This is a genomic window from Actinomadura sp. WMMA1423 (assembly GCF_006547145.1).
Lineage (GTDB): Bacteria > Actinomycetota > Actinomycetes > Streptosporangiales > Streptosporangiaceae > Spirillospora.
Genome location: NZ_CP041244.1, coordinates 5,348,267 through 5,369,231 on the forward strand (window position 1 = coordinate 5,348,267; position 20,965 = coordinate 5,369,231).

The 20,965-nt window shown below is 72.5% G+C and carries 21 protein-coding genes, 2 tRNA genes, 1 other RNA gene and 1 pseudogene; 15 read left to right on the forward strand and 10 right to left on the reverse strand.

Annotation, left to right across the window (positions count from 1 at the left end; genetic code table 11):
• Positions 1–156: 156 nt before the first annotated feature.
• A complete protein-coding gene (locus FKD65_RS24850; RefSeq protein ID WP_141579763.1) occupies positions 157–1,392 on the reverse strand; it encodes an MFS transporter in 1,236 nt (411 codons plus the stop codon).
• Between the two features lie 86 nt (positions 1,393–1,478).
• On the opposite strand from FKD65_RS24850, the gene FKD65_RS24855 reads away from it, so the two are divergent.
• On the forward strand, positions 1,479–1,937 hold the full coding sequence (locus tag FKD65_RS24855) for a helix-turn-helix domain-containing protein (RefSeq protein ID WP_141579764.1): 459 nt from the start codon (positions 1,479–1,481) through the stop codon (positions 1,935–1,937).
• A gap of 199 nt (positions 1,938–2,136) precedes the next feature.
• Here the strand turns inward: FKD65_RS24855 and FKD65_RS24860 are convergent, their stop codons facing one another.
• Positions 2,137–2,700: a helix-turn-helix domain-containing protein gene (locus FKD65_RS24860; RefSeq protein ID WP_141579765.1), complete on the reverse strand. Its 564-nt coding sequence runs from the start codon at positions 2,698–2,700 to the stop codon at positions 2,137–2,139.
• Between the two features lie 171 nt (positions 2,701–2,871).
• On the opposite strand from FKD65_RS24860, the gene FKD65_RS24865 reads away from it, so the two are divergent.
• The 3 genes from FKD65_RS24865 (at position 2,872) to FKD65_RS24875 (ending at position 6,351) form a co-directional block, all read left to right on the forward strand.
• Complete coding sequence (locus FKD65_RS24865; RefSeq protein WP_141579766.1) at positions 2,872–3,537, forward strand: B3/4 domain-containing protein; 666 nt, start codon at positions 2,872–2,874, stop codon at positions 3,535–3,537.
• Positions 3,537–4,415, forward strand: a complete 879-nt coding sequence (locus FKD65_RS24870; RefSeq protein ID WP_141579767.1) for an EamA family transporter — start codon at positions 3,537–3,539, stop codon at positions 4,413–4,415. The genes FKD65_RS24865 and FKD65_RS24870 overlap by 1 nt, the downstream gene beginning before the upstream one ends.
• 367 nt (positions 4,416–4,782) lie before the next feature.
• Positions 4,783–6,351: a serine/threonine-protein kinase gene (locus FKD65_RS24875; protein WP_168221173.1), complete on the forward strand. Its 1,569-nt coding sequence runs from the start codon at positions 4,783–4,785 to the stop codon at positions 6,349–6,351.
• Positions 6,352–6,535: 184 nt separating this feature from the next.
• On the opposite strand, the gene FKD65_RS24880 is transcribed toward FKD65_RS24875, so the two are convergent.
• The 3 genes from FKD65_RS24880 to FKD65_RS45045 all read right to left on the reverse strand — a co-directional run bounded on the left by FKD65_RS24880 (position 6,536) and on the right by FKD65_RS45045 (position 7,546).
• Positions 6,536–6,623, reverse strand: a tRNA-Ser gene (locus FKD65_RS24880).
• A 10-nt stretch (positions 6,624–6,633) separates the two neighbouring features.
• The gene (tadA, locus tag FKD65_RS24885) at positions 6,634–7,071 is read right to left on the reverse strand and encodes a tRNA adenosine(34) deaminase TadA (RefSeq protein WP_205718898.1); all 438 of its coding nucleotides are present in this window, start codon (positions 7,069–7,071) and stop codon (positions 6,634–6,636) included.
• A gap of 37 nt (positions 7,072–7,108) precedes the next feature.
• Complete coding sequence (locus FKD65_RS45045; RefSeq protein ID WP_205718246.1) at positions 7,109–7,546, reverse strand: hypothetical protein; 438 nt, start codon at positions 7,544–7,546, stop codon at positions 7,109–7,111.
• A gap of 184 nt (positions 7,547–7,730) precedes the next feature.
• On the opposite strand from FKD65_RS45045, the gene FKD65_RS24895 reads away from it, so the two are divergent.
• The gene (locus FKD65_RS24895; RefSeq protein WP_141579771.1) at positions 7,731–9,050 is read left to right on the forward strand and encodes an alkaline phosphatase family protein; all 1,320 of its coding nucleotides are present in this window, start codon (positions 7,731–7,733) and stop codon (positions 9,048–9,050) included.
• A 23-nt stretch (positions 9,051–9,073) separates the two neighbouring features.
• Here the strand turns inward: FKD65_RS24895 and FKD65_RS24900 are convergent, their stop codons facing one another.
• Both FKD65_RS24900 and FKD65_RS24905 read right to left on the reverse strand, forming a co-directional pair.
• Positions 9,074–9,559, reverse strand: coding sequence for a tRNA adenosine deaminase-associated protein (locus FKD65_RS24900; protein WP_141579772.1), 486 nt, complete (start codon positions 9,557–9,559; stop codon positions 9,074–9,076).
• Between the two features lie 155 nt (positions 9,560–9,714).
• Positions 9,715–10,044, reverse strand: coding sequence for a hypothetical protein (locus FKD65_RS24905; protein ID WP_141579773.1), 330 nt, complete (start codon positions 10,042–10,044; stop codon positions 9,715–9,717).
• Between the two features lie 77 nt (positions 10,045–10,121).
• On the opposite strand from FKD65_RS24905, the gene upp reads away from it, so the two are divergent.
• The 7 genes and pseudogenes from upp to FKD65_RS24935 all read left to right on the forward strand — a co-directional run bounded on the left by upp (position 10,122) and on the right by FKD65_RS24935 (position 16,411).
• Entirely contained in the window at positions 10,122–10,760 is a 639-nt protein-coding gene (gene upp, locus FKD65_RS24910) for a uracil phosphoribosyltransferase (RefSeq protein WP_141579774.1), read from the forward strand.
• A 176-nt stretch (positions 10,761–10,936) separates the two neighbouring features.
• Positions 10,937–11,197 carry a hypothetical protein gene (locus FKD65_RS24915; protein ID WP_141579775.1) on the forward strand — a complete coding sequence of 87 codons (261 nt, stop codon included), beginning with the start codon at positions 10,937–10,939 and terminating at the stop codon, positions 11,195–11,197.
• 101 nt (positions 11,198–11,298) lie between these two features.
• A complete protein-coding gene (locus FKD65_RS44400) occupies positions 11,299–11,457 on the forward strand; it encodes a hypothetical protein (RefSeq protein ID WP_168221174.1) in 159 nt (52 codons plus the stop codon).
• Positions 11,458–11,466: 9 nt separating this feature from the next.
• Positions 11,467–11,976: pseudogene (locus FKD65_RS24920) on the forward strand (PH domain-containing protein); the annotation flags it as partial.
• Between the two features lie 693 nt (positions 11,977–12,669).
• Complete coding sequence (locus tag FKD65_RS24925) at positions 12,670–14,112, forward strand: helix-turn-helix domain-containing protein (protein WP_141579777.1); 1,443 nt, start codon at positions 12,670–12,672, stop codon at positions 14,110–14,112.
• A 206-nt stretch (positions 14,113–14,318) separates the two neighbouring features.
• Positions 14,319–15,017, forward strand: coding sequence for a FadR/GntR family transcriptional regulator (locus tag FKD65_RS24930; RefSeq protein WP_141579778.1), 699 nt, complete (start codon positions 14,319–14,321; stop codon positions 15,015–15,017).
• A 140-nt stretch (positions 15,018–15,157) separates the two neighbouring features.
• Positions 15,158–16,411, forward strand: a complete 1,254-nt coding sequence (locus tag FKD65_RS24935) for an MFS transporter (protein WP_141579779.1) — start codon at positions 15,158–15,160, stop codon at positions 16,409–16,411.
• Here FKD65_RS24935 and FKD65_RS24940 read toward each other — a convergent pair whose 3' ends face one another.
• On the reverse strand, positions 16,412–16,720 hold the full coding sequence (locus FKD65_RS24940; protein WP_141579780.1) for a type II toxin-antitoxin system VapB family antitoxin: 309 nt from the start codon (positions 16,718–16,720) through the stop codon (positions 16,412–16,414). It abuts the gene before it with no gap.
• Positions 16,721–17,373: 653 nt separating this feature from the next.
• Here FKD65_RS24940 and FKD65_RS24950 point away from each other — a divergent pair.
• Positions 17,374–17,826, forward strand: a complete 453-nt coding sequence (locus FKD65_RS24950) for an Lrp/AsnC family transcriptional regulator (protein ID WP_240809587.1) — start codon at positions 17,374–17,376, stop codon at positions 17,824–17,826.
• A 53-nt stretch (positions 17,827–17,879) separates the two neighbouring features.
• Here FKD65_RS24950 and FKD65_RS24955 read toward each other — a convergent pair.
• Together FKD65_RS24955 and FKD65_RS24960 are read right to left on the reverse strand one after the other, a co-directional pair.
• Positions 17,880–17,967: transfer RNA gene (locus FKD65_RS24955), tRNA-Ser, on the reverse strand.
• 10 nt (positions 17,968–17,977) lie between these two features.
• Positions 17,978–18,322: a DUF952 domain-containing protein gene (locus FKD65_RS24960; RefSeq protein WP_141579781.1), complete on the reverse strand. Its 345-nt coding sequence runs from the start codon at positions 18,320–18,322 to the stop codon at positions 17,978–17,980.
• Positions 18,323–18,383: 61 nt separating this feature from the next.
• Here FKD65_RS24960 and ffs point away from each other — a divergent pair.
• Together ffs and FKD65_RS24970 are read left to right on the forward strand one after the other, a co-directional pair.
• Positions 18,384–18,479: signal recognition particle sRNA small type (gene ffs, locus FKD65_RS24965), an RNA gene on the forward strand.
• 86 nt (positions 18,480–18,565) lie between these two features.
• On the forward strand, positions 18,566–20,902 hold the full coding sequence (locus FKD65_RS24970; protein WP_141579782.1) for a DNA polymerase III subunit gamma and tau: 2,337 nt from the start codon (positions 18,566–18,568) through the stop codon (positions 20,900–20,902).
• Positions 20,903–20,965 lie beyond the last annotated feature (63 nt).

The window sequence follows — 20,965 nt, forward strand, 5'->3', positions numbered from 1 at the left end:
GCAGGAGTCGGGCTTCACCGTCGGGGTCGTCGTCGCGCCCGCATCCTCGCCGACACCCGCCAAGGCGATCACGCGTGGCGCGGACGTCTCCATCCGCTCCCGCCTTCACGCATGTCCCGCCTTCACGCATGTCCCGGGGGTGCGCATGGTCGGGCTTCACTTGCAGTCCGTCTTTGCGTACGTTCTGGTCGCGCGGGCGGGGGTGTTTTGCCTGGCCGGGCTCGGGGTGACGGGGGCGTTGCCTGTCGTGCGGGGGCTGGAGAGCGCCCAGGTTGCCAGGGCGCAGAGGGTGAGGACGGCGCCTAGGAGGGTGGGGCCCGTCCAGCCGGTGGCGTCGAACAGGGCCGTGGTCGCTGTCGCTCCCAGGGCGGAGCCGAGGGAGTAGAAGACCATGTAGGCCCCGATGGTCGTGCTGGTGCGGTCGGGGTAGGCGGTGGCCAGCGTGTGCTGGTTGCTCACGTGCACGGCCTGGACGGCGAAGTCGAGCAGGACGACGCCGAGGATCAGCAGCGGCAGCGACCACGGGAGCTGCCCGACCGCCGCCCAGGAGGCGAGCAGCACGACGAGCGCGATGCCGGTGACCCGGTGGGCGTGCCCGGCGTCGCCCCAGCGTCCGGACCGGGCGGCGCCGAGGGCCCCGGCGAGGCCGGCGATGCCGAAGAGCCCGATCTGCGCTTCATTGAGGTGCCATGGCGCACCGGCCAGCGGCAGGGCCATGCCGCTCCACAGGGTGCCGAACGAGGCGAACAGGAAGAACGCGATCAGCCCGCGGCTGAGGAACACCGGTTGCGCGAACAGCCCGCCGAAGGACCGGAGCACCTGCCCGTACCGGGCCGCGTCCGGGCGCGCGTCGGCGGGCAGCAGGATGAGGGTGAGCACGGCGAGCAGGGCGGCGAGGAGCGCCAGGGCCAGGTAGATGCTCCGCCATCCCCACAGGTCCGCGAGGACTCCCGCCACGATCCGCGCGCCCAGGATGCCGATCACCACGCCCGAGGTCACGATGCCGAGGTTGCGCCCGCGTTCGGCAGGCGGGGAGACCGACGCGGTGTACGCGACGGCGGTCTGCACCACCACCGCGAACATGCCCGCGGCCGCCAGACCGGGGAACGCCGCCCAGGCGGCCGGGGCCGCCGCGGTGGTCGCCGCCCCGGCGGCCACCAGGGCGAGGTGCGCGGCGATCAGGCGCCTGCGGTCGAGCATGTCGCCCAACGGCACCAGCAGCACCAGGCCTGCGAGATAGCCGAGCTGGCCGGCGGCCACGAGCCGGCCAAGGGAGCCGACCGGAACGCCCAGGTCGCGGCCCATCGGCGCCAGCACCGGCTGCCCGGCGTAGACGCTCGCCACCGCGACGCCGCACACCGCCGCGAGCAGCAGCCTCGTCCTTCGGGTCATGGATGGACACCCCCATTTGGTTTCATTTTGAAACTGATCGGAGGGTAGGCCAGAATGGTTTCGATACGCAACTCATTGGAGGAGTGATGGCGCGCGACGCGGGCGACCGGCAGGACCAGGCGTGGACGGACCCGACCTGCCCGGTCGCCCGCACGGTCGATCTGGTCGGCGACCGGTGGAGCCTGCTCATCGTGCGCGACGCGATGGACGGCGCCCGCTCGTTCACCGACTTCCAGCAGCGCACCGGAATCGCCCGCAACATCCTCACCGACCGGCTCCGCAAGCTGACCGCCCACGGCCTGCTCGCCCAGGTCGACGCCCCGTCGGGCAGGCGGAGGCTCTACGCGCTCACCGACGCGGGCAAGGACCTGTTCCCCGTGATCGTCACGCTGCGGCAGTGGGGGGAGCGCCACGCCTTCGAGGCGGACGAGCCGCACTCGGTCCTGGTCGACGGCGATGGGGCCCGCGTACCCGAGCTCGTGCCCGCGGCCGCGAACGGATCGCCCCTGACGAGCGATACGACCTCGGTGCGCCGACCCGCATGACCCCTGGGTCGGCGCCCGCGAGGACGGCCTTGAGCGCCGGCCTCGCCGCTCGCTTCGGCACGGCGCCCCGCAGAAGCGGGTGCGCTATCCGGCCTCGCGGCGGACGGGCTGACCGCGCCGGGGGGTGCTTCCCCGCGTCATCTCTGTCAGAGGGGCAGGGCCCGGCGCGTCGCCTGAACCGCCACTCACATGATCGTTGTCAGAGGTCGAGGACGGCCAGGACGAAGCTGACCTCCCGCTCGCCCGCGTTCCCGTAGGAGTGGGGGCGGTCACCCGCGAACACGGCGGCGGCGCCCGCTTCGACGAGGTCCGTGCGGCCGTCCACGCCCAGTGTCAGCGTGCCCTCCTGGACGTACACGATCTCCTTGGTGCCCGGGACGTGGGCGTCGCTCTCGCGCGTCTCGCCGGGCTGGAGCACCCAGTTCCACAGCTCCAGCGACGGCCGCGGATCGCTGCCGGCCAGCAGCGTGCCCGTCCCGCCGTGCTCGCCCTGCCACAGGACGACGTGCCGCTCCGGCCGGAACAGGCGCACCGGGGGCTCCTCCTCCACCTGGACGAGCCGGGTCAGCGCCACCCCGAGGGCGTCGGAGATCCGGATCAGCGTGCCCAGGTTCGGGTTGCCCCGCCCCTGCTCCAGCCCGACCAGCACGCCCTTGCTCACCCCGGCGCGTCCGGCGAGCTCGTCCAGGCTCCATCCGTGCCCGGCCCGCAGCGCACGCACCGTCCGCGCCACGGCCTCGCCGATCGCCTCCTGCCCGCCCAAGCGCCCTCCAGCCGCTCGCTCCGGTCCGCCGCCCCCAGTCTCCCGCACGTCCGGGGCGCACCGGCGGGCTGAAATCCGGGTGACCGGACGTTGAAACGACTTGGGACGACCCCTGACGGTCGGTATGATGATACTTCGATGTCATTAAAGTGACCGTTCGGAGGGTGCGGAATGCTGGAGCGGGTCGAGGTGGACGAGGCCGTGCGGGAGCTGCGTCCCGACTTCGCCGTGCTCGTCATGACCGCCGAGGGGCTGGGGAACGGTCCGAGCGACGAGGTCGGCGAGGGATGGCTGGCCGAGGCCGGGCAGGCGGCGGACGCGGGGGACCCGCACGTCGAGGCCTGGCGCGAGGCCTACCGGGCGTTCGGTGCCAAACCGCAGCGGACCCGCCCTTCGGTGGACGCGCTGCTGCGCCGCGCCGACGCGCTCCCCTCCATCAACCGGGTCGTGGACGCCTACAACGCGGTGAGCGTCGAGTACGCGCTGCCCATCGGCGGCGAGGACATGGACGCCTACCAGGGCGCGGCGCGGCTGGTCAGGGCCACCGGCGACGAGCCGTTCGACGTGGTCGCCGGCGGCGAGCCCGCAGTCGAGCACCCGAACCCCGGCGAGGTCGTCTGGCGGGACGACCAGGGCGTCACCTGCCGGCGGTGGAACTGGCGCCAGTGCGTCCGGACGCGCCTGACCGAGGACACCAAGAACGGCCTGTTCCTGCTCGAGCGCCTGGAGCCGTACCCGCTGGACAGGCTGGCCGAGGCCGGCGACCGGCTCGCGGAGCGGCTGCGGACCGTCTCGCCCGGGGTCCGGATCGGGACCAGGCTGATCGGCGGACGGTGATGGTCACGGTTCTCGCGCTGTCCGCCGCGCTCGCCTACGGGGTCGCCGACTTCCTCGGCGGCACCGTCACCCGCGGGTCGACCGCGATCAGGGCGCTGACCTGGTGCGTCCCGATCGGTCTGGCGGTCGTGCTGGTGTCGGCGCTGCTCACCGGCGGGCACCCGAGCCCGGTGCCGATGGCCTGGGGTTTCGCGGCCGGCGTCTGCGGCGGCGGCGGGCTGATCGCGTTCTACCGAGCCCTCGCGCGCGGCCCGATGAGCGTGGTCGCTCCGGTGTCGGCGCTGGCCGCGGCGGTGCTCCCGGTCGCCGTGGGCGTCGCCCAGGGCGAGCGGCTCGACGCCTCCGTCCTGCTCGGTGTCCTGCTCTGCCTCGTCGCGATCGGCCTGGTCAGCATGGAGGCCGGCGGCGAGGAGGAGGCCGGGGCGGGCACCGGCGGGCGGCGCCGGCCGCTGGACTCGGGCCCGCTCATGGCAGGCGTCTCCGGTACGTGCTTCGGTGTGTTCTTCATCCTGCTGAAGCAGGCCGGGGACGGCACCGGGCTGTGGCCGATCGTCGGCGCCCGCCTCGGCAACGTCGCCATCGTGGCCGTGGTGCTGCTGGTCCTGGCGGTCCGCGGCACCGGCGCCGGCCCGAGGCTGTCAGGGCGGACGCTGATCGTTCTGGCGCTGCTGTCCGGCAGCCTGGACGCGGGGGCGAACGTCCTGTACTTCATCGCGGTCCACAGCGGCATGCTCAGCCTCGCCGCCGTCCTGACGTCCCTCTACCCGGCGATCACCGTCCTGCTGGCGAGGGTCGCCTACAGCGAGCGACTGCGGGCCGTCCAGCGCGTGGGCATGGCCGTCGCCGTGGCCGGTGTCGCCCTGGTCACGGTCGGCTGACAGTCCCGGGCCCGTTTCCGGGCGGGGACGGTTCCGGCCTGTTCGCCTAACGGCCTCTCCCGGCGGAAAGCTTGTTCTGGACGCGTTCGAGGGCCGCCATTGATGAGTTCGCCCGCGTGCATCTCGTTGGGGGCCGCCCTGCGTCCGCGACACGGGCCTCGACAGCGACTCCGACGGCCGGTCGGGGCTTTCGCGGCTCCGCCGCCTTCTCCCCGCCTTGCGACCCGGCCACCGGCGATTCGCCATTACAAGGACGCCGGAGTCCGCTGGACTTCACGAAAGGCGCGACAGTCCGGCGATCTCTGGCAAAAGGGACGTCCAGCGGTGTAAGCATGACCGGATGCCTGTCGACGGTCGGGGAGGATCAGTGCGGACCGGGCTGAGATTGGCGGACAGGTACCGGCTCGACTCACTGCTGGGGCGCGGCGGAATGGGCGAGGTATGGCGCGGCCTGGACGAGCGGCTCGGCCGTCCGGTCGCCGTCAAGATCCTCACGGCGCCGGCGGAGGCCGACCTCCGGTTGACCGGCCGGTTCCGCCGGGAGGCGGAGATCATGGCCCGGCTCCGCCATCCGGGGATCGTCGTCGTCCACGACGCCGGCGAGGACGAGCGGCTGCTGTTCCTGGTGATGGAGCTCCTGGACGGGGACGATCTGTCCGCGCTGCTGAAGCGCCACCCGCACGGGCTGCCGGTCGACCGGGCGAGGCGGCTGGCGGTGGGGATCGCCGACGCGCTGCACGCGGCCCACGAGCAGGGTGTGGTGCACCGCGACGTCAAGCCCGCCAACGTGATGGTCCGTCCCGGTGACCGGGTGACCGTCATGGACTTCGGAATCGCCTGGTACGCCGACCAGGTCACGGAACTGACGGGCAGCGCGATCCTCGGGACGCCCGCGTACATGGCGCCCGAGCAGTTCGACAAGGGGCACGACCCCACGCCGCAGACCGACCTGTACGCGCTCGGCGGAGTTCTGTTCGCGCTGCTCACCGGCCGGAAGCCGTACAACGAGGAGAGTTTTCGCGCACTGCTCCGGGAGATCGTTCTCACCGATCCGCCGAGGCCGCGCGATCTACGTCCGGACGTCCCCGGAGACCTCGACGAGCTCGTGCACGCGCTGCTGGCCAAGGACCCGCGCGACCGGCCGCAGGACGCCCGCGCCGTCGCCGAGCGGCTCCGTCCCGTTCCCGCGCCCCGGCCGGAGGCGCTGCCGTCGGTTCCCGGGCAGGCACCGCTTCCGGGGCAGGCACCGCTTCCGGCGCGGACAGGGGTCTCGGGGCCCGTTCTGCCCCCGCCATCTCCTCCGCCCCCGCGCCTCGGGACGGGGGCGGTCGTGGAGACCCCGCCGGCGCTGGCATTCCCCACGATCGGCCAGGGTCAGGCCTCGCGGATCTCCCTGAGGCTCTTGCTCCCCGCAGCCGCCGGGATCGTCGCCGTGCTCACGGGCGCCTGGTTCCTGTTGCAGAACTCCAAGGGTCTATGGGCGGACGACGGAAGGTTCTCCACGCCCCCCGCCTGCGGTCGCCTCCCGACGCCCAGCATTGTGAACGCGGAGGTCTCGGCGACGAAGAGCCCGCAAGGGACCAGGGACTCGCAGGAGTGCACCTGGTCGATCTCGCCCCAGGACTTCGCGGACCGGGGGAGCGTCACCGTTCAGTTCAGGCGCTACAGCAGTAAGAACTGGTCTACGGGGGCCGACAACGCGCACAGGGCCGTGATGAGCGAACGCGGGGGCGACGTCTTCACCGGAATAGGGGACGAGGGGCACTTCACCGATCCCCCGTCCTTCTTCTATGAGCCGCGACTGATCTTCCGCGTCGACAATCTCACGGCTGACATCAGCATCAGTGACAGAGAAGACCCCAACATCACCGCGCAGAACGAAATCGCCTACGCCAGACGGCTCGCAACGGCACTTGTCAAGGGATCGGCGCACTGATCAGAGCACAGGTCCCGCCTTTACGGGCGCCGTCATCTCCTCGAGAGTCGACGGGGGACGAAGCCGCGCGGGTGGCGACCGGCCGGACCGAGCCCGCGGACCACGCCGACGACGGAAAAGCGCTGAGGGGCGGGACCGCGGTCCCGCCCCTCAGCGCGTCCGGCCGGATGCACGGCCAGATGGATGGCGGTGGTGGTGGGATTCGAACCCACGGAAGCTTGCACTTCACACGCTTTCGAGGCGTGCGCCCTCGTCCACTAGGCGACACCACCGCGGGAGAGCCTACCCGACTCTGCGGCGCGCGAAGAACTCGATTAGCGGGGCGGCGCACTCGGCGGCCATGACCTCGGCGATCACCTCGGGGCGGTGGTTGAGCCGCCGGTCGCGGACGACGTCCCAGAGCGACCCGACCGCGCCCGCCTTCGGGTCGACCGCGCCGTAGACGACGCGGTCCAGCCGCGCCTGGACCGACGCCCCGGCGCACATCGTGCACGGCTCCAGCGTCACGACGAGCGTGCAGCCGGACAGCCGCCACCCGCCGAGGGCCGCCGCCGCGCGCCGCATCGCGACGATCTCCGCGTGGCCGGTGGGGTCGGCGGTCCGCTCGCGCTCGTTGCGGCCCGTTCCGATGATCTCGCCGGACGCGTCCAGGACGACGGCGCCGACCGGGATCTCCCCGTCCTCGGCGGCCCCGCGGGCCTCCTCCAGCGCCCGGAGCATCGCCGGGCGGAACCGCTCGACGACCGGATCGCGCGCGTCAGTCACGGAGGCGGTCGAACTCCTCGCCGAACCCGGCCTGCTCGGCGACGGAGAGGAGCGCGTCGCCGGGAAGGGCGCGCTCGCCGAGGTCGCCGAGCCGCTTGGCGTCGACTCCGAGGTCCTCCAGGATGGCCGCCTCGCCGGCGGCATCGCCGTCCGGCACCTCGCCGACGAGCTGCTGGAACAGGGAGCCGAGCCCGTCCTCGCGGACGGCGGAGACGTAGGCGCGGGGCTCGTCGTCGCGGTCGAGCCGGACGATCGCGAACCAGTCGTCGTCCTGCTCGGCCAGCAGCACGACCGGGTCGCCGTAGGTCTCGACGGCGGCCTCCCGCATCAGGTCGGTCACGTCGTCGACGTTCTCCGCCTCGGCGAGAACGGCCTCGGTCCCGACCCAGCCCTGGGGGGTCTGCGCGAACACGGCGGCGAAGTAGGACACGTGCTCATTGTGGCCCACGAGGTCGGCCCGGTCACACCCCCTGCGCGGGAATCGGCGGCCGGGTGCCCGGAGGAGGTTGTGAACAAACTTCGCGTTCTTGTCCGGTGGCGGACGCCCCGCGTTCTTCCCCCGCGTCACAAGGCTCCGCATACTGCTCAGCGGTTGCCATCCCGGGAGGAGTGCCATGGGTGCGGACGAACTGACCAGACGCGGCTTCCTCGCGGGGACGGCGGGTGCCGCGGCGGTCATCGCGGCGGGCGCCGCCGGAGGGTCCTCCGCCCAGGCGCACGCGGCGGAACTGGCCGCGGCCAAGCGCGCCCCGGTCTCCGAGCTCCCCGATCCGGGGGAGTCGGGCATCGACCACATCGTCGTCGTGATGATGGAGAACCGGTCGTTCGACCACTACATGGGCTGGCTGCCCGGCGCGGACGGCCGCCAGGCCGGGCTCACCTTCACCGACGCCGACGGCAACGCGCACGACACCCACCACCTGAAGGTGCCGTGGGGCTGCGGCTTCAGCGACCCCGACCACTCCTACCAGGGCGGCAGAACCGAGTACAACGGCGGCGAGTGCGACGGATGGCTGCGCGCCGACGACAACGACGTGTTCTCCATCGGCTACTACGAGGGCCCCGACCTCGGCTTCCACGGGCACGCCGCCCTCGACTGGACGGTCTGCGACCGCTACTTCCCCGCGGTCATGTCCTCCACGTTCCCCAACCGGATCTTCCAGCACGCCGGGCAGACCGACCGGATCTCCAACTCGCTGACGATCTCCGAGACCACCACCATCTGGGACCGGCTCAAGGCCAAGGGCGTCTCCTGCCGGTACTACTTCAGCGACGTCCCGTTCACCGCGCTGTGGGGCCTGCGGCACCTCGACATCAGCCGCAACATCGCGGAGTTCCGCAGCGACGCCCGCAACGGCCGGCTGCCCGCGGTCAGCTTCGTCGAGCCCGGCTTCCTCGGCGAGCTCTTCCTGCCCGGCATGTCCGAGGACGAGCACCCGCTCGCCGACATCCGCTTCGGGCAGGCGTTCCTCAACGAGGTCTACACCGCGCTCGTCACCTCCCCGAACTGGCCCCGCACCCTCTTCGTGATCAACTACGACGAGTGGGGCGGCTTCTTCGACCACGTCCCGCCGCCGGAGGGCCCCGACCCGCGGCCCGACCTCGGCACCGGCCTGCGCGGATTCCGCGTCCCGTGCCTGCTGATCTCCCCGCGGGCGCGGCGCGGGGCCGTCGCGCACGAGGTGTACGACCACACGTCCGTCCTGAAGGCGATCGAGTGGCGCTGGGGCCTGGAGCCGCTGACCGTGCGGGACGCCGAGGCGCGCAACATCGCCGAGGTGCTGAACTTCGCCGATCCACCCGACCCGCGCGCGCCCCGCTACGACGCCAGGCGGCCGATCAGCCTCGGATGCCTGGACCCGCAGCACAGCCACACCGGGGACGACTGGGCGGGCCTGAACGCCTACGCGCGCCGGAACGGCTTCCCCCGCTGAGCGCTCAGGGATCGGCGCCGGTTCTAGGAGACGGTGTCGAGGGCGCGCTCGAAGGCCGGGGCGAAACCGATGCGCCCGGCGATGCTGAGCAGCATCTCGTCGGGGTAGAGCTCCAGGTCGCCGGAGATCGCGCCGAGCTCCATCTCGTCCAGGCCGAGATCGGCGAAGATCGACATGTCACCGACCGGGAGGACCTGGTCGAGCTCCTCCTCGTCGGGGATCGGGATGTCCAGGAAGTCGAGGACCTGGCGGGCGAGCGGCCAGTCGACCGAGGCGGTGACGTCCGACAGGAACACCATGACCTCGTCGCCGAGCAGGCGGATCGCGACGAAGAAGTCGTCGCCGACCGAGACCAGCCCGACCGTGCCGCCCAGGCTCGGCTGCTGGCGCAGGGCATGGACCAGCCCCGCGAGGTCCTCGGTCAGCGCCACCGGGAGGATCTCGGCCTCCCAGCTCTCGTCTTCCCGGTACACCACGACGGCGAAGTCCGTCGCGTCCACATCCGTCATTTCCACCCCACCGGCCCGTCTCCTGCCAGGGCATGGTCGCAGATGCGGCGCGCACTCGCGTGCCCCACCACCAAACTCGCCGCCGCACCCGGCGGTGACGCCGGGAGTCAGCGCCGGATTCCGGTGCCCGGCGGCATGAACCTAACCGATCTGGATCAGTTGATGCGGAACGTGCGCCGGCGAAGTGCCGCGTGGATCCGCGCCCGGCGCGACCGGTGCGGGGTCACCCGGCGGCGCAGCTCGCGCGCCTCGGCCAGTTCGCGCAGGAAGACGGCCCTGCGGCGCAGGTGCTCGCGCACCTGCTCGGGGGAGATGTCGCCCTGGGGCCCGGGCCGTGAGGGGGCGTCCCCGGCTGTGACATCGGTCACCGCGGGGTCGGGGGGCGGGGGCTCGGTGCGGGGAGCCGAGGCGGGCGCGGGCGGATCGGGCGCGCTGTCCCGGGCCCAAGAGCGGCCGCTCGGCTGCTGATCGCTCTCGCTGTTCATATGGCCATCCTGCCCAGCTCAGCGGCGTCCTATCCTGTCGCCCCGGAGCGCCCGGCCAGGTGGGCTACGGTGATCGCATGCAGACCCTCGCCGTCGACCACCCGCTCGTCGCGCACAAGCTCACCACGCTGCGGGACACCCGCACCGACTCCCCCACCTTCCGCCGCCTGGCCGACGAGCTGGTCACCCTGCTCGCCTACGAGGCGACCCGCGACGTCAGGGTCACCGAGGTCACGGTGGAGACCCCGCTGGTCCCGGCGCGGGGCGTCCAGCTCGCCAGCCCGAAGCCGCTCGTGGTGCCGATCCTGCGCGCCGGCCTCGGCATGCTGGACGGGATGACGCGGCTGCTGCCCACCGCCGAGGTCGGCTTCCTCGGGATGGTCCGCGACGAGGGCTCGCTGCAGGCCCAGACCTACGCGACGCGGCTGCCGGACGACCTGTCCGGGCGGCAGTGCTACGTCCTCGACCCGATGCTCGCGACCGGCGGGACGCTCGCCGCCGCCATCCGGCTGCTGTTCGAGCGCGGCGCCGACGACGTCACGGCGCTCTGCCTCCTCGCCGCCCCCGAGGGGCTGAAGTACCTGGAGCAGGCGTTCTCTGACATCTCGGCCCCCATCAAGGTGGTCACGGCCGCGATCGACTCCCACCTCAATGAGCAGGGCTTCATCATGCCCGGCCTCGGCGACGCGGGGGACCGGCTCTACGGAGTCGTCTGACCCTCCCGCCAGAGGTCCCTCGTCCGGCTCGAACCCAAGGTGACCTGCGATGTTCGTTCCGGACGGCAGGGGGGTACCACCACCTTTACGGAACGCGAGCGCGCGTTCCCCTCCGCCGTCCCGGCACAGGGGACCGTCACGGACCGGGCGGCGCGAGCGAGCTTCGGGGACACATGATGGCTCACCCAGGGGATGGCGACCTTCCGCGCTACACCGACATAGGGGAAAGGCTCACCGAGGAGTTCCGCGAGGTCCACGGCGCCGACACGGTGGAACGGTGCGTCTCCGCCGCGCGCTACGGCGCCGAGGAGGTCACCGGATCGGCGCCGCCCGACCTCGTCGAGCGGATCGCGCGCCGGCACCTGGAGGTGCTGGCGACGGTGGCGGCGGAGAAGCGGCGCAAGGCGCGCCGCTCGTCGCTCGACAACGCGCCCTAGCCGCCAGGGCCGCGCCGCGCGACGACGCGCTGCTTTGCCGCCGGTGCGGGCTGTGCGAAACTGAAACCGGGGTCCGTGGGTCAACGCTCCGGGAGGCAGCCGTGCCGGCCAAGAAGTACATCACGTGGGCCGCCGCGGCTTTCGTGGCGTTCTACGTCATCACGCAGCCGGACGGCGCGGCCCGATCGCTGGAGACCGCGGCATCCGGCCTCTCGTCGGCCGCCGGCTCCGTCGCCACCTTCGTCAACTCGCTCGCCTGAGGCCCCGGCATGAGGCTCGTCACCCCCGGCGACTCCGCGCCGGCGTCCGTCAACAAGTACCTCCTCCCCCACGAGAACCAGGTGATCACGGTCCGGCGGCATCCCGCCGTGCTGATGGTCCCGGTCGGGCTCCTGCTCGGCGGCCTCATCCTCGCCGGGCTGCTGAGCCAGACGCTCGCCGAGAGCGGCGGCGCGGTCTTCAGCTGGGTCTGGTGGGGCTGGCTGATCCTGCTCGCCTGGTTCGTGTGGCGGGTCGCGGAGTGGTCGGTCGACTACTTCGTCATCACCAACCAGCGGATGCTGCTCACCACCGGGCTCATCACCCGCAAGGTCGCGATGATGCCGCTGGCCAAGGTCACCGACATGAGCTTCAAGCGGACGATCGCGGGCCGCATGCTCGGCTACGGGGAGTTCGTCCTGGAGTCCGCCGGCCAGGACCAGGCGCTCACGAACGTCGACTTCCTGCCCTACCCCGAGCAGCTCTACCTCGAAGTCTGCGAGATGATCTTCCCCAACAAGAACCCGGCGCCCGAGGAGAAGCTGCCCCCGCCCCCGCCGCCGCGCCGGCCCCGTCCATCGGAGGACGTCCCCACCGCCGACGCGCCGGACGCTCCGACCACCCCGATGCCCAAGGACGACGGCTCGGACGCCGAGGTCTAGCGCGGCACCGTCCCCAGTGATCACCCGGCATGGGACCGCCGTGCCCGGAGCGCCGCTCCGCGACCGGTGAGGGGAGGGCGGCCGGAGGGTCGCCGGAGCTATCTGAGATCATGCAGGTCGACGCCGGACACGCCATCTACCGCGCGTCCGGAGGCACCGTCGCCGGCCGGTGACGCCCCTGGTCGTCCCGCCGGACGGTCTCGCCGGGCCCGACCGCGGTGGCGCCGGGGCGAGCCCACGGGCGGCCCCACCGTGCGGCGCAAGGCGGCCGACCGGCCGGTAGTGGCCGGAAAGCGCGGCGGGCTGATCAATATCGGCGGTCTCCGCGATCTTGGGCGGATGGTCGGATAACGTCGGCCGGGTGACAGACGTCGCGATCGACGGGAGGGGCCGCCGGCGCGAACCGGCGAACCCGCCCGCGGCACACGTGCGCGCGGGCCTTTCCGGCCGGTCCGTCATCTGCCGCTTCCTTGCTCTCGATGTGCGATAACCCGCAATGTGCAATCATGTCGGCACCCCAGCCGCCTGTTTACTTCCGCTAAGTGAGTCCACATGCCGGGTCCAGGCAACGTCGGCGAACGTGTCCGCAACCTGCGGCTGACCAGACGCTTGTCGCAGGCACAGCTCGCCGGTCACGACCTTTCCGACAGCTACATCTCCCTGATCGAGTCGGGCAAGCGCACGCCGACGCCGACCGTCCTGCGCATGCTGGCCGAGCGCCTCGGCTGCACTCCCGAGTACCTCGCCGAGGGCGTCGAGCCGGAACAGCGCGCCCATCTGGAGGTGCGGGAGCGCCACGCGCATCTGGCCCTGCTGCGCGGCGACCCGGCCACGGCCGAGGCCGGGTTCGAGGACGTGATCGCCCGCAGCGACGACCCGGACCTCACGGGCCGCGCCCGCTGGGGCCGCGCCCGCGCCCTGGAGGAGCTGGGCCGCACCGACCGCGCGATCGCCCTGTTCGAGGAGCTGCGCGAGCAGGCGGAGCGCGACCCCGGCCGGGCCAGCTGGCTGCCCCCGGTGATCGCGCTGGCCCGCAGCTACCACGCCGTCGGCGACCTGGGGCAGGCCATCGCGCTCGGTGAGCGCGCCCTCGAGCGGCTCGAGCAGCTCGGCCTCCGCGCCGGCCACGAGTACACCGAGGCCGGGCGCGTCCTGCTGCTGGCCTATGTGGATCGCTCCGACCCCGCCCGCGCCCACGAGCTCGGACGCCGCCTCCTCCACCCCGAGGGGAACGACGATGCCGAGCCGTTGAGCGTCCACTACCAGCGGGCCAGCATGCGCGCCCTGGAAGAGGGCGGCGTCGGGGACTCCCTCTACTTCGCCGACCAGGCGCTCGCCGCGCGCACGGACGCGACCCCGAGGAACGCCGAGGCGCGCCTCGCGCTCGCCGGGGCCAAGGCCCTGCTCAGGGGCGTCAAGCCGTTCTCGGCCGCCGCGCCGCCGGACGTGGCCCCGGCCGGTGAGTACGGCTTCGAGCGTCCGCGCCAGGAGGGCACCCGCGAGGCCGCCCAGGAAGCGCTCGTCCTCCTCGAGGACGCGACCGGCCTCGACGACGCCGACTCCACCGAGAGCACCATCGCCAAGGCCCGCGCGCTAGTCCTCATCGGCGAACTGGACGAGGCCATCGCCGCGCTCGAGCAGTTCCTCGACACGGGCATGGCCCTCGCCGCTCCCACGAGCGACCGCACCATGGCGCCCCAGCCCGCGGACGAGATGGGCGTCCGGACCCAGAAGACCGTTCTGGCCCGCCTCGTCCTGGCCCGCGCTCGGGTCGCCCAGGGCAACACCTCGGCCGCCGAGGTCGTCCTTCGCGCCGCCTCGGAGCAGCTGGCGACCCTCCCCGAGGGCCGTCCCGCGGCGCACCTCTACCGGGAGCTCGGCGAACTCTACGAACTGACCGGATCGTCCGAGAACGCCGCCACCGCCTACCGCCAGGCCCTGGAGGCGGCGGGGCTGTCGGTCTTCAACCGAGTCCCGGTGACCGCCCGGCACTAGATCCTCCGGCGAAGACGAGGCGGCCGCGTCGGCGCGTGCCGCCTCGTCGCGTTGTCGGGGGCACGGCGTCTGAACCGGGGGCCTGAGCGATGGTCGACGTCCGGGATCGGGCGTCGCCGCGAGCCGGACGACGGGGGCGGAATAAAGGAGGGTCCGCCGATGTCGTATCATCCAGACATGGGATGACTGGTTGACTGGAGGTTCGGGTGACGTTGCGGACGGCACGGCGGTCGTCGCTGGTCGACCAGGTGATCGACCAGCTCAGGGGCGAGATCACCGGGGGCGGCTGGCCGGTGGGCGCCAAGATCCCGCCGGAGCCGGTGCTGTCGGAGACGCTCGGCGTCGGGCGCAACACCGTCCGGGAGGCAGTGCGGGCGCTGACCCACGCGGGGCTCCTGGAGAGCCGCCAGGGCGACGGGACGTACGTCCGCGCGACGAGCGAGCTGTCCGGGGCCGTCCGGCGGCGGCTGGAGACCGCGGAGCTCGTCGAGATCCTCGAGGTCCGGCGGGGACTCGAGGTCGAGGCGGCCAGGCTCGCCGCCACCCGCCGCACGGAGGCCGACATCGCCGCCATCGCGGTCGCCCTGGCGCGCCGGGACGCGGCATGGGCGGCGGGGGAGCACTCGGCGTTCGTCGAGGCTGACCTCGAATTCCACACCGCCGTCGTCGAGGCCACCCACAACCGCGTCCTGACCGACCTGTACCGCGACTTCAGCGCCGCGCTGCGGGCCAGCATCGGCGCGGCCGGGAGCCTTCTCGAACACGCCGACGTCCCGCACGGCCCCATCGCCGCGGCCATCGAGGCGGGCGACGCCGACGCCGCGACCCGGGCGACCCATGCCTGCCTCGACCAGATCCTCGCCTCGACCCTCCCCACTTCTCGGACGGCTCCGCAGGAGTCCTAGCGCGAGAGCACGAGCACGCCCACCGCGTGGGCGGTCGCCGTGGTGCCCGGCGACCGGCAGGGCATGGCACCGGACGCAGCAGAACCAGACGCCGGGCGCGGCTGAACCCGCGCTCGGAGCGACAGAACGACGAAGGTGACATGGACAGCTCAACGACGACTCCGGTTTCCCGGGCCGCGGCCGTGTGGTCGCTCATCGGCCTGGTGCTGCTGACGATCAACCTGCGCGCCGCGATCACGGGGATCTCGCCGGTGCTCGGCGACCTGCGGGAGGCTTTCGGGCTGTCCGGCGCGGAGGCCGGCGTCCTCACCACCCTCCCGGTGCTGTGCCTCGGCGTCTTCGCGGCCGTCGCGCCGCCCGTCGCGCGGCGGTTCGGCACCGAGACCGTCATCGCGGGCTCCCTCATCATGATCACGACGGGCATCGTGCTGCGGGTGCTCCAGTCCCCCGTGTCGCTGTTCTTTGGAACGGTCCTCGCCGGGGCGGGGATCGCGATGGGCAACGTCCTCATGCCGGCCGTGATCAAGCGCGCGTTCCCGACCCGCCTCGGCTCGCTGACCGGGCTCGCGATGATGCTCATGGCGGCCAGCGGCGCGATCGCCGCCGGGCTCGCGGTGCCGCTGGCCGAGGCGGGCGGCTGGCGCCTCGCGCTCGCCGTCTGGGCCGTCCCGTCGACGGTCGCCGCGCTCGTGTGGGGCCCGCTCGCCGTGCGGGGCCGCCGCGCCCCGACGGCCCCGGTCACCGCCCCGCGCGCCGGTGGATCGCTGCTGCGCTCCCCGACCGCCTGGTCCGTCGCCGCGTTCATGGGCCTGGCGTCGCTGATGTTCTACGTGCTCATGTCGTGGCTGCCGGAGATCATGCAGGACGCGGGCCGGCCGGCCGCGACCGCCGGGATGATGGTCTCCACGATGCTGATCGTCGGGATCCCGCTGGGCTTCGTCGTCCCGGTGTTCGCCGCCCGCCTGCGCGACCAGCGCCCCCTCGTCGTCGCCGTCGCGGCCACGATGGTGGTCGGCCTGGTCGGCCTGCTGCTCGCCCCGTCCGCCGGATGGGCGTGGGTCGTGATCCTCGGCATCGGCACCGGCAGCGCGTTCCCGCTGGCCTTCACGCTGCTCAGCCTCCGCTCACCGAGCCCCTCGGTGGCCGCGGCCCTGTCCGGGATGGCGCAGACGGGCGGTTACCTCCTCGCCGCGGCCGGCCCGTTCGCGGTCGGCGTCCTGCACGAGGCCACGGGCGGCTGGAACGTTCCGGTGGCCCTGCTGCTCGCCCTGGTGGTACCCGAGGTCGTCGTGGGCCTGCTGGCCGCGCGCCCCGGCTTCGTCCACCCGGCGGAGCCGGCGCCGCTGGTCGAGCCGAAGGCGCTCCCGGCGCCCGAGCCCGCCCGCACCCGCTGATCAGGAGATGTCGACGGCGTCCAGGTCGAGGACGCGCGCGTGCAGGACCTGCCGCTGGTGCAGCGCCGCCCGGAGCGCCCGGTGCAGACCGTCCTCCAGGTAGAGCTCGCCCTTCCACTGGACCACGTGGGGGAACAGGTCGCCGTAGAAGGTGGAGTCCTTCGACAGCAGCGACTGGAGGTCCATCTCCCGCTTGGTGCTGATGAGCTGGTCGAGGCGGACCTGCCGAGGAGGGAGCTTGGCCCAGTCCCGGGACGAGAGACCGTGCTCCGGATAGGGCCTTCCCTCACCCACCGCCTTGAAGATCACCCTTCGAGTCTAAGGGCTCGCAAGTGCGCGGAGAAGGCAGCTCAACAACATGCGTCACTCCACTTGGCGGATCCGGTAAACCAGTTACCGCCCAGGTCAACCCGCCCGTGACTAAATGCCGGTCCTCCGGGGCGGCGCGGTTCACTCCTCATGGTCGGACCATGTGTAGGCGGCGGGGAGCAACTCGGCCACGGGCACGGCGCGCAGGCCACCGCCCATGCCGACGATGACGAGGATGGACGGGAAGTAGTCGAGGAGCACCTGCCGGCACCGCCCGCACGGGGACCTGACCCCCCGGCCGCCCTCCCCGACCGCGACGACCCTGTGCCCGGAGGAGCGCTCCGATCGCGTCGCGATGATGTTCGAGCATCCCCGGCCGCAAGGGCTCCACCGAGTCGATGTCGGCCGTGGCCCCCGCCGCGATGCCGATCTTCATGATCGCAGCCTGCGCGGCGCGGTCCGCCAAGCGGGAGCCCGAGTGGAGGCCTTCGAGGTGCTGGTCGCCGTGGCGGCAACGTCCGGTGCGGAAGCGGTCGTCCAGAACCTCGTATGCCCCGTCGACCGATTCCTTGGGCATGGTTCTCCCTCGAACCGCTCTGACTGAATACTGTTCATGACAACTTCCGGATGATCGTACGCGATACAGTCATCTCGTGAAGAACGTGGATGACATCGATCGTCGGTTGCTGGAGCTCCTCCAGCAGGACGCCACCCGGTCCTACGCCGCGCTCGGTACGGCGGTCGGCCTGTCGGCCGGAGCCGTCCACGAACGCGTCCGGAAGATGCGCGAGCGCGGCGTCATCCTGCGGACGAGCGTGGACGTGGAGCCGGCCGCGCTCGGGCAGGGCGTGCTGGCCTTCGCCCTGATCGACTCCTCGGTCTGGATGGGCGACCGCGCGGCCGAGTTCGCCGCCATACCGGAGGTCCAGGAGGCCCACGTGGTCGCGGGCAGCGCGTCCGTCCTCGTCAAGGTCCGCACGTCGACCACCAGCCGTCTCCAGGACGTCCTGCGGCGCCTCTACGAGATCCAGGGCGTCAACGGCACGAAGGCGACCGTCGTCCTGGAGACCTTCTTCGAGCGCCCGATCTCCCCCCTGGGCCAGTGAGCGTGTCCGGACACGCGAAAGGCCGGTGCCCGCGTCGGGCACCGGCCTCGGTGTGGCGGAGGATGCGAGATTCGAACTCGCGAGCGCTTGCACGCAACACGCTTTCCAAGCGTGCGCCCTAGGCCACTAGGCGAATCCTCCACGGGGAATCCTACCGGTTCTCGGGGAGTGACCTGACCTCAATTACGGCGCCGACCGGGAGCGGTCCGTAGACGTGGGGGAACATCTCGTCCCCGGCTGGTTCATAGCGGACGGGCGCGTCGAGGCGGGACACGTCGATCACCAGCAGGACCAGGTCCTCGCGGGGGACGGCGCCGTAGAAGCGGCCTAGGACGCCCTCCACTTGGGCCATGTCGGACGAGCAGTGGATGAAGCCCTCCTCGTCAATGGTCCGGCCCAGGGTGGACATGGCGTACGCCACGCCCGTGCTCCGGGCGGATTCCCAGCGGGTTCGTTCGGCGATGTGCAGGAGCGTGTCCTGGGGAGAGGCGGGCATGGGGCGGAGACTACGCCGGAAAGCGTGGCGATCCTGGGTCGGGGATGCCATAGACTTTGGGCAAGACCCCTCGCACGGCGTCACCCTGTGAACCTCCCCAGGGCCGGAAGGCAGCAAGGATAAGCAGGCTCTGGCGGGTGTGCGGGGGGTCCCTTGGTTTGACGGCGACCGGTCCGCTTTGACCGGTCCACGGCGACACGGCGCTTTCTGACGCTCTGCTTCTCGAGGGAGGGCGGACCCCCGATGAGTCTGGCTCTGTACCGCAAGTACCGGCCAGCGACGTTCGCCGAGCTGAAGGGGCAGGAGCACGTCGCAGAGCCCCTCCAGCAGGCGCTGCGCAACGGCCGGATCAACCACGCGTACCTGTTCAGCGGGCCGCGCGGGTGCGGCAAGACGTCCAGCGCCCGGATCCTCGCCCGCTCGCTGAACTGCGAGCAGGGGCCGACCCCCGACCCGTGCGGCAAGTGCGACTCGTGCGTCGCGCTCGGGCCGTCCGGCACCGGGCACATCGACGTGATCGAGATCGACGCCGCGTCCCACGGTGGTGTGGACGACGCCCGCGACCTGCGGGAACGGGCCTTCTTCGCCCCGGTCTCGGCGCGCTTCAAGGTGTACATCATCGACGAGGCGCACATGGTCACCCGCGAGGGCTTCAACGCGCTGCTGAAGCTCGTCGAGGAGCCGCCGCCGCACCTGAAGTTCGTCTTCGCGACGACGGAGCCGGAGAAGGTCATCGGGACGATCCGGTCCCGGACCCACCACTACCCGTTCCGCCTGATCCCGCCGGGCGTCCTGCAAGATCTCGTCGAGGAGATCCTGCGGAGCGAGGACGTGCCGTACGAGGCGTCCGCGCTGCCGCTGGCCGTGCGGGCCGGGGCGGGTTCCGCGCGCGACACGCTGTCGATCCTGGACCAGCTCCTCGCCGGATCGGACGAGAAGGGCATCACGTACGCGCGGGCCGTGTCGCTGCTCGGCTACACCGACTCCGCGCTGCTGGACGAGGTGATCGCGGCCTTCGCGGGCCGGGACGGCGCCGCCGTGTTCGCCGCGGTCGACCGCGTGATCGAGAGCGGCCAGGACCCGCGACGCTTCACCGCCGACCTGCTGGAGCGCGTCCGCGACCTGGTGATCCTGTCGAACGTCCCGGAGGCCGGGGGCACCGGGCTGCTGAACGTCCCGCCCGACGAGCTGGAGCAGATGCGGCGCCAGGCGTCCTCGATGGGCCCCGGGGAGCTGACCCGCGCCGCCGATCTGCTGCACACCGGCCTCACCGAGATGCGCGGCGCCACGTCGCCGCGGCTGCTGCTGGAGCTGATCTGCGCCCGGATCCTTCTGCCGGCCGCCTATGAGGACGAGGCGTCCATGTTCGCCCGCCTCGACCGGCTGGAGCGCCAGGCCTCCCAGGGGGGCTTCGGTGCCGGCGGTGGCGGCCAGGCCGGGGCCGGCGGCGGCCAGGGTGGTGACCGTTTGGCGCAGGCCTTCGCGTCCGCTGCTCCGGCTTCCGGGCAGGCGCCGGGGCGGGGCGGCTCCGGGCAAGGATCTTCGGGGCAGGACGGCGCGGCGCGGGGAGCGTCCGGGCACGGCGGTGCGACCGAAGGGACGTCCGGTCCTGACGGGGCGGCGCCGGGCGCCTACGGACAAGGGGACACGGCGCAGGGAACGCCGGGCCAGGCGGGGGCGACCTCGTCTCAGAACGGCACCGGTTCGCAAACCCCCGGAACCCAGTCCCCTCCCTCCCGGGGGGCCGACCCCACTTCCAGTGTCAACCCCCACCCCACCACGGCGAACGCAGAACCCGGTTCTGTGGATAACCGCGGATCCACCTCGGCCACCCCGGCCACCGCACCGCCCGCGTCCGACCCGGCCACCGCCGCACCGCCCGCGTCCGCCCAGCCCACCGCCGCACCGGCTGCGGCCTCCGCACGACCGGCGCCCACCGCACCGCCCGCACCCTCCAGAGCGCCCGCACCCCCGGCGTCCGCCGGCGCGACCGGAGGAGCGGACTTCTCCACCATCCAGCGCCTGTGGCCCGACGTCGTCGAGGCCGTCAAGCAGAAGAGCCGCGCCACCTGGATGGTCATCATGTCCGGGGTCCAGCCGGTGTCGCTCGACGGCAAGGTCCTCACGCTCGGCTTCGACGCGGAGGGGCGCCGCCTCGGCTTCGTCAACGGCGGCCGTGACGCCGTCCTGCGCGAGGTCTTCAAGGAGCGGATGGGCGTCGACTGGCGGATCGAGACCGTCGTGGGCGGAGGATCCGGCGGCCCACCGCCGGGGGGCCGGCCGGGCCCTAGCGCGGGGTTCGGTGGGGCGGCCACACCGAACCCGGCACCGCAGCCGCGGCCGCTCTTCCAGCCCGCCGCGCAGCCGTCCGCGCCCAGGGCGGACCGGGCCCCGGAGCCCCCGCCCCCGCCGCCGGACGAGCCCCCGCCGCCGCCCGAGCCCGTGGACGAGAGCGACGAGGTCGACCCGGAGGGCGACGCCGACGCCGACGGCACCGAGGCCGAGATGAGCGGGATGGCGCTCATCCAGCGCGAGCTCGGCGGCCAGATCATCCGCGAGATCGACAACTCGGCGCACTAGCCCGCCGGAGGGGCTGACATCTCGGACGTCTTGCGAAATGGCGTGCCGAGCTCCTCGCTTACC